This is a genomic window from Arthrobacter sp. ISL-30, assembly GCF_018613855.1.
Taxonomy (GTDB): domain Bacteria; phylum Actinomycetota; class Actinomycetes; order Actinomycetales; family Micrococcaceae; genus Arthrobacter.
The window spans coordinates 1-7254 of the sequence record NZ_JAGGPK010000005.1 but is presented as its reverse complement, the minus strand read 5'-3'; the positions used below and the strand labels follow the sequence as shown (position 1 = coordinate 7254).

Here is a 7254-nt window from a genome sequence, read left to right as displayed (position 1 = left end):
CGTCGGCTACACCGTCACACTGACCGCGGCGGCATAACCCACCACCAATGCCTCACACCCGGTGCCGCCCACCGATCACTCAACCCTGCCCACACCACACACTGGCCCACCTCATTTTCGGACTAGCAGGACCTTGCGACATCCAGTCTGCAGCCGACCCCGTTCTTGCAGGAAGCAGCTTTGTCATCCATCCCCCGATCAGTGATTACGTTCCTCTTGGCCACCATCTGTGAGGCGCCCCTAAATAACTGTCGATTTTGAAGGAAGTTATCTCAATAGCCGATGAAACCTTCGCAACTCGACACTCATATTGGGGGCAGAAGGACTGAATTCTCTCCATATTGGAGATTCACCTCCTGGGAGGTATCCACTTCTCTAGGCCTCCTGATCACGTAAGTGCGCGGCGCTGCGAATGTGGAACCGCCATCGAGCCAGCCTCCTTGAGGAAATGGAGATAGCGTGTTCCGCTTTCCTGTTCGGATTCCGCGATTGAAGCGGGCTGTGCCGAGCAGCCACGAACAATGCGGCAATCCCTACCACCGAAAGCCGAACGAGTTTCCCCATGGCCTGAGGCTACGCGTTGACCAGCCAAAATCCACGGAGATCGACTAGCCCGACTACTCATCTATCTGATGAATGGCGCCGTGGAGCCCACTTCGACGGCGGGTGCAGGCAGCTACGACACGGCCAGCCCGACGTACAAGTACGTGTGGAAAACTGAGGACAGTTGGGCTCGGAACAGTCGGACGCTCGACATGACACTGACGGGGAATGGAGCGCGACGATGAGCCAGGAAGATGCTTCCGTCCGCCGTCGGGGATGGCCGGGCGTCATCTTCTGGTCGATCCTGGTTGTGGCATCCATCGTCCTGATGGTCACTGGCCTTCTGAGGTCAACGTTCTTCGGGTATACGGCGATACCGGAATTTGTAGAGGACGCACGAGTCGGCAGCCTATACCTGCTTGCTGGATCCGCAGCCTCGCTGGCGGCTGCCATTTGGTCGTTCCTGCGCGGCCATCCGCGCTGGGTAACGGCGTGCGTGGCCGCGCCCGCCGTCCTGATCGGGGGCGTCGCCCTCATGTGGCCCTACAGCCTGCTACGGCATATCGTTGCCGTTGTTGCCCTACCGGGCGCGGTCGCAGGAATCATCGGCGGACTGGTAGACCGCGGATACCGCCGAACCCGATAATGCTGGCCGCCGCCCAGGATTGGTTCACTAGTCGATCCTCGTGGACGGCGCGGTGGCCATGTAACCCTCCAGCAGATCCGCCACCTCTTTGGGGCGGCTAAGTGCGACGCAATGGCTGCCCACGATCTCGTCGGGGACAATACCCAGACGGTCGGGCACCAGTCGGCGAAAGAAGTCGGGCGGGAAGAAACGGTCTTCGGTGCAGAGCAGGAACCTCGTGGGCACGTGCGGCCACGCCTCCAACAGCCATGGAGCGGCCATCGCGGCCCTCGACGGATGCGCGCGCTCCTTACCCATCGCCGCCTCTGCCAGTTCCCGCGGCACATCATGGTAAAAGCTCACGTATGGATCCGCGTTGCCGGTCAAGCCCCCATCACGCCCCGCCTGCTCCGCCACCGCGCTCCGGTACCCGGTGTTGGCCCACCACTCGTCCGGCGACTCACCCGGCGACGGGATCATCCCGGCCAGCAGGACCAGCACATCGACCGGCAGCCGATCGGCAACCAACGCGGCGGTGAAAGCACCGAACGAGTGGCCCACCACGACCAGGTTCTGCTTCCCACCGACAGCCTCGACCACGGCATCGGCATAGTCCGCCAGAGTCTTGGACTCATCATCGCCTGGAAGGTCGGGAGCCACCACATCGTGCCCACGGGCTCGTAGCTCAGCTTCTACCAGGTGCCAGTACCACCCAACGTCTCCACCACCGTGGATCAACACAAAGGTGCTCATCGCCCACCCCCTGAGTTTCTCGTCGCTGCTTCGTGGCGACACTGACACGGTCCGCACACAGTACCTCCAGCTTGTGAGCGAACTCGCGCCGTTGAACCTGGTATACCTGCATGTGTTCCACGCAGGGGATGATGAGATGCTCCGCTCCATCCGCGCCATGTGGCCCACAGCCATCCTGGTCCTCAAGTACGGACGCACAATGGAACAGCTCGCCGACTACATTGAAGCCGGGCTGGCAGACATCGCCCCCGTCGGCCAGCTGGCACTGGCCAACCCCGACCTCGTGGACCGCCTGCGCTATGACGCTCCACTGAATGAAGCAGACCCCACCACATTCTACGGCGGAGACGCCACCGGCTACACCGACTATCCAGTGGCAGAACGCGTCTAACGCCTCAGCATATGGGCCTCCCGATCAGCGAAGACATCGCAGGTCGGGAGGCTTTCATCCCCGAGATGACGGGAACGGAAGCGAGCCCAGGGAGCCGGTGTCACAGTCAGGTAGCCCCGGAGACGATCTGGCAGACCGCATCATCTTCGGTGTAGGTTCCTATATGCCTCCGGATTGCTCATGTCACCGGGGGTTGATCGCCCATGTCTGGCGGAGAGTAACCTGTGTCGGTATGGTCTGGGGCATGACCCAGGATGAGGTCCGCGGCAGGATCGAGGCCTTCGTGGCCGATTTCCATACGAGGTGGCAGCGCTCTGGCAAGTTTCGGGGGGATGGTCGCGTCTGACCCTGGGACCGTCCAACCGTTGCCTGGCGAGTTGGCGGAAATGGTCGCCTTCGACCCTGGCACCGTCCAACCGTTGCCTGGCGAGTTGGCGGAACTGGTCGCGACTCATTGCACCCCGGGAGTCCGCACCGGCCAGGAAGGTTCGCTGTCTTCCAACCCTGCGCATGACCCGGCCGTCGGACAGATCACCGACGTCGACGAGGACACGGCGACAGTCCGCTCGGTCATCCAAACTGCAAGGAACCATAGCCGCTACCACGAGTACCGGCTGCTGCGCGGCGATGACGGCTGGCGGATCTCCCAACTCTCGGCCTTCTTTGACCCGCCCGGCACACCTTTGGTCGATCCGGCCCAGGCCGAGGCACTTATGCAGAGCGCATCACTCCCCGAACGACGCCCAGCTCTAACGATCAGGAATGGCTCAAATAGGGTGCGCCGGACAGACTGCAAAACGACGAAACGTCCATTATCGGCGTTTTGGTCGGTTTCTCGTCCACTGCACGAATCATGCGTCTTTCTGCGGATATCTTGCCTGTCGTCAGTGCCTGTCGCAACGAACAACCATCATGAGCCGATGGTGTTCGACGGCTGAGTGCGCAAGGACTGCGCGAGCCGGTTGGGTACATACCCCAGCCGCGCGGAGCTGTCCTGAATTCGTTGGCGGCCTCGGGGTTGACCCGCACCCCAGCATATCGTTGAGGACGTGGTAGATGGTCGTGATGGACACGCGGGCTTCGGCTGCAACCTGCTTGATCGTGACTCGTCTTTGCTTCATTTTCATACCCTCTTCGCGTGTATGCGGCCGCCGCCCTCGATGATGGCGATCCCCGGGGTCCTGCCGTTGCCTGAGCGGGTTACTGGGCCAACAAGTGCATGTGCCGCCTAGAAACCGACCGTGGGTGTGGCCCTAAAGGCGTTAACAGCCCTATCTGCGATAACTTGGGCGTCACTTCCGGAATCAAGGATCGTATTCCGAGCTGATTCGGAATCGACCATGACGGCCGTAACGGCGAGGCCGTCCGAAGCCTCGGTCGTCAACAGAGCGTCCACTTGAGCCGAGAAGGCGGAGTCACTTGACTTGGAGTGAACGTCCAACGCCACCACGTGGTTGTTGGAGACGAAGTTGCCAACCCCCGCCATCAGCCGGATGATGACAGGCGTCGCACCTGTCGGTCGGATGCTCTGTGAGTCGATGATCTGGGAGAAGTGGTTGCCGACGACAGAGTTGTTGCTGCCGCTGACACAGAGAAGTCCGTTGAGGTCGTTCAGTCCGTTGTCGACTCCCAGGAAGGGGGTCCAAGGCTCATGGTCACGCAGGAAGTGATTCGTGGCCACGAGGTTTTCCGAACTATTCGCTGCGAGAATCAGCATCCCAGGGTAGAACGAATGCAAACGGTTGTTGGTGACGCTTGAACGCGTGACGCCGTTGAGATGGACGCTGCTCGCGCCACGGGGGAAGACGTTGTTCGCGGTTATCAGGAGCCCGCCATGGTTCTCGGCGTAGATCGAGTGACCCTTGAAGCCTGCTCCAACCAAATTGTCGGTGACCTTTGATGCCTGTCCCCACCCGCGCAGCTCGATGCAGCTTCCGCATTCAGCGATGAAGTTGTCGTGAACGGAAAGCGCGTCCGCGTTGTAGATAGTGAGAGCGTTCTCAAGGTAGACGAACCCCATGCCGGTTACGCGGAATGAGTCATTGGCGTTCGCGACATAGATACCGGTCTTGCCGTTGACGTAGGTGTTCTCCGGATGCATCCCCGAGCCATCGGAGTTGAAGTGCAACCCGTCGATGCAGAAGTTGGAGAACTCGACCGAGCTGATCCGCGGGCTCCCGCTTCGCTCAACGTAGAAGGCAGCGCCCTTGGTTTCCTCCCCGTCTCCGCCGAGGGGAATGTCGACGAGAATGCGACTCCCCCCGGGCCATAGCTCATGCAAGTCGGGCCATTCGTCTTCGGGAACGTTGAACCGGATGCTCGACGACGTAAAGCCGTGTCCCGAGCCGTGGATCCTGAGGAAGCTGACGTCGATCACCACCTGCGTTCGAAGGTGGTAGTCCCCGGGCGGAATGTAGATTACCGCGCCTGGCTTTCCTCCATTGTTCGTATCGGTGACGGTCTGCCGGTCCTTGATGTCAGCGATGATGCTGTTGATTACTTCACCGACGTCCTTGGACGGATTGCCGACCGGCCATGTAGTCACGTCGTAGTAGTTGTTGCTTGACATAGGTTGTTCCCTTTTATGTTGTGGTTTGGTTTCTCAGCCCTTGACGGAGATTCTCGGAGGCTCTTCCCTCCGCCGTTACCTCCAACCTGAGGTTAGGTGAGTGTTGAGACCGCGAGCTTCAATATTGTTGCTGAACCTCCCTCAGCCGATAGCCAGTTCTCCTGTTTTTCGGTTTCGGGGAAGATGAGATCAGTCAGGACGACCTTGCCGCCCTGGACGAATACTTCCACCGAGCAGTGGTCCACGACGATGAGTAATTTGAGCACACCGTTTTCATGGTCAACTGGTGCTGACTCGACCGAAGCGAATTTGCCGTGGAAGCAGGTGTTTCCTGATTGTCTGCGGTCAAGGATGAGTTGGGCGCTGGTTGTGTTGTAGCTAAGAATGGTGCCCTTGCTCCCGTCACTGCTTCCGAAGAGTCGGAAATCAAAACGTTCGGCGCTTCCGGGCAGTATCTCCGCCTCGATGATTTGGGCGCTACCGGGTACCGCATCCGGCAATCGGAGGGCTGAATTTCGCAGCTCAAAGGTGTCTGCGTTCATTTGGTCCTTGGCAGTAGGCAGATCTTCTCCTGCGCAGAGGTCCGCCAGGACCGGTTGCTGGATCAGACGGGCGGAGCCGTTGACTGCTGTGAGGCGCACTTCGCGGGCGAGGGTCATTGAGGACCGCCAGGGTGCGGTGGGCAGATCATTGGCGTAGTCCCAGTTGTTCATCCAGCCGATGATGATGCGCCGGTCATCCGGGGCGTTGCTAAAGGATACTGAGGCGTAGCAGTCGCGTCCCCAGTCCAGCCACAGGCATTGCTGCAAGGCTGCAGAGCCCGCCTTGGGGTCGGGGTGGGAGGCCAGTCCTGCTGGCGCCGCGAGTGAACCGGCGTCCGGCAGGAACCGGGCGCCGTCGAAGTGTCCGATGAAGTACTGGCCGCCGGAACCTCCTGCCACTGCGCCGGGGTTAGTGTTTACGATCAGTACCCATTTGATGTTGTCAGGGTCCCCGTCCACCGCCAGGGGAAAGAGATCGGGGCACTCCCATTCGACGGCGTCGGCGTTGGCCGGCCCGAAGTCGCTCAGAAAGTCCCAGGATTTGAGGTCTTCCGAACGATAGAAGACCACCTTTTGGTGCTGCGCTTCGACGGCGACCATGACCCAGCAGGCACCTTGGTCCCCTTGATAGCGGAAGACTTTGGGATCGCGGAAGTTCGCGGAGTTTCTGGTGAGGACAGGGTTTCCTTCGTATTTTCGCCACGTCATTCCTGCGTCTGTGCTGTAGGCCAGAGACTGGGCCTGCGTGCCGCTGTGTTCGGACGCGGTTTTGTAGGCACTGGTGTAAATGGCTACGAGGGCAGGTGCGTCCGCCGTGCCGAAACCGGACGTGTTGCCGTGGTCGACTACGACACTCCCTGAGAAGATGTCCTCTGCCTCGTCGCAGGCAATGGCAACAGGGTGTTCCGTCCAGTGCAGCAAATCACGGGAGGTGGCGTGGCCCCAGGACATGTTGCCCCAGACGTTGCCATACGGGTTGTTCTGGAAGAAGAGGTGGTAGAGGCCGTCGTAGAAAACCAGGCCATTGGGATCGTTCAGCCAGGTATCCCTTGCCGTGAAGTGGATGGCAGGCCGGAACCTGGAGGTTCCGGCCGGGGCTGTTTCCGGGCGTGCGGCATCAAGGCAACTGGACATGTCTGGCGTTCCTCTTGGGAAGTGGAAGGGGCTGGCTGCCTATTGCCGGGGAGCCGTGATGGAATCGCGGCGCACGAGGGGGCAGCTCAGAATGGTCGGGTGAAGTGCCATGAGGGTAAGGTCTGTCTTCCCCTCGACGGCGTCAATCAGGTGCTCGGTGGCCCACGCACCCATTTCGTAGTGTGGCAGGGCCACGGTGGTGAGGCCCGGGTGAAGGTTGGCGGCGATCAGTCCCTGGTCATCGAAGCCGACGACTGAAAGGTCAGCGGGGATGGTGAGTCCCAACTCCGCAGCGGCCCGGTAGGCTCCCATGGCCATACGGTCGTTGTAGCAGAACAAGCCGGTGGGCGGGTCCTCGCGTGTCAGGATCCGCCGCGCCGCTTCATAACCGCCTTGCACCTCGGAGACCTCGGACTCGACAGGTGCTGCGTCGCCGTCGAGCCCTGCTTTAGTCAGCGTGGCCCGGAAGGCCTGGAGCCGCTGACGAGTTGCGGGGACATCATCGGTGTTGTTGATGAAGCCCACCCGGGTGTGGCCCGCTTCGAGGAGCGCGCCCACGGCGGCGCGTGCACCACCTTCTTCGTCCGGGATCACGGCTGTGATGTTTCCGCCGGTGGCCACCGAGTCGACCAGGACGGAGGGCACGCTGCCGAGGTTGGCCGGCAGTTCCACGTTGCGGTGGTACATGGTGGCGTAG

Annotated in this window: 7 protein-coding genes; 3 read left to right on the top strand and 4 right to left on the bottom strand. The window is 60.9% G+C overall.

Annotated features, from left to right (window positions below; all coding sequences use genetic code 11):
* The first annotated feature begins 784 nt into the window (after positions 1-784).
* The gene (locus J7E82_RS01695; RefSeq protein ID WP_214859733.1) at positions 785-1189 is read left to right on the top strand and encodes a hypothetical protein; all 405 of its coding nucleotides are present in this window, start codon (positions 785-787) and stop codon (positions 1187-1189) included.
* Between the two features lie 27 nt (positions 1190-1216).
* On the opposite strand, the gene J7E82_RS01690 is transcribed toward J7E82_RS01695, so the two are convergent.
* Complete coding sequence (locus J7E82_RS01690) at positions 1217-1909, bottom strand: alpha/beta hydrolase (RefSeq protein ID WP_308113538.1); 693 nt, start codon at positions 1907-1909, stop codon at positions 1217-1219.
* Positions 1910-1913: 4 nt separating this feature from the next.
* Here J7E82_RS01690 and J7E82_RS01685 point away from each other — a divergent pair, with 4 nt between their 5' ends.
* Together J7E82_RS01685 and J7E82_RS01680 are read left to right on the top strand one after the other, a co-directional pair.
* Positions 1914-2312, top strand: coding sequence for a hypothetical protein (locus tag J7E82_RS01685; RefSeq protein WP_214859729.1), 399 nt, complete (start codon positions 1914-1916; stop codon positions 2310-2312).
* A gap of 377 nt (positions 2313-2689) precedes the next feature.
* Positions 2690-3250 (top strand): hypothetical protein, encoded by a 561-nt coding sequence (locus J7E82_RS01680; RefSeq protein WP_214859727.1) that lies wholly within the window; start codon positions 2690-2692, stop codon positions 3248-3250.
* 290 nt (positions 3251-3540) lie between these two features.
* Here the strand turns inward: J7E82_RS01680 and J7E82_RS01675 are convergent, their stop codons facing one another.
* From J7E82_RS01675 to J7E82_RS01665, 3 genes are all read right to left on the bottom strand, one after another.
* Positions 3541-4881, bottom strand: a complete 1341-nt coding sequence (locus J7E82_RS01675; RefSeq protein ID WP_214859725.1) for a right-handed parallel beta-helix repeat-containing protein — start codon at positions 4879-4881, stop codon at positions 3541-3543.
* A 92-nt stretch (positions 4882-4973) separates the two neighbouring features.
* Entirely contained in the window at positions 4974-6557 is a 1584-nt protein-coding gene (locus J7E82_RS01670) for a glycoside hydrolase family 32 protein (RefSeq protein WP_214859723.1), read from the bottom strand.
* Positions 6558-6596: 39 nt separating this feature from the next.
* A partial coding sequence (locus tag J7E82_RS01665) for a substrate-binding domain-containing protein (protein ID WP_214859721.1) occupies positions 6597-7254 on the bottom strand: 658 nt, incomplete at its 5' end.

Coding starts and splice junctions, on each gene's coding strand:
- J7E82_RS01675 (WP_214859725.1), bottom strand. CDS start 4,881: ATGTCAAGCAACAACTACTACGACGTGACTACATGGCCGGTCGGCAAT.
- J7E82_RS01695 (WP_214859733.1), top strand. CDS start 785: ATGAGCCAGGAAGATGCTTCCGTCCGCCGTCGGGGATGGCCGGGCGTC.
- J7E82_RS01670 (WP_214859723.1), bottom strand. CDS start 6,557: ATGTCCAGTTGCCTTGATGCCGCACGCCCGGAAACAGCCCCGGCCGGA.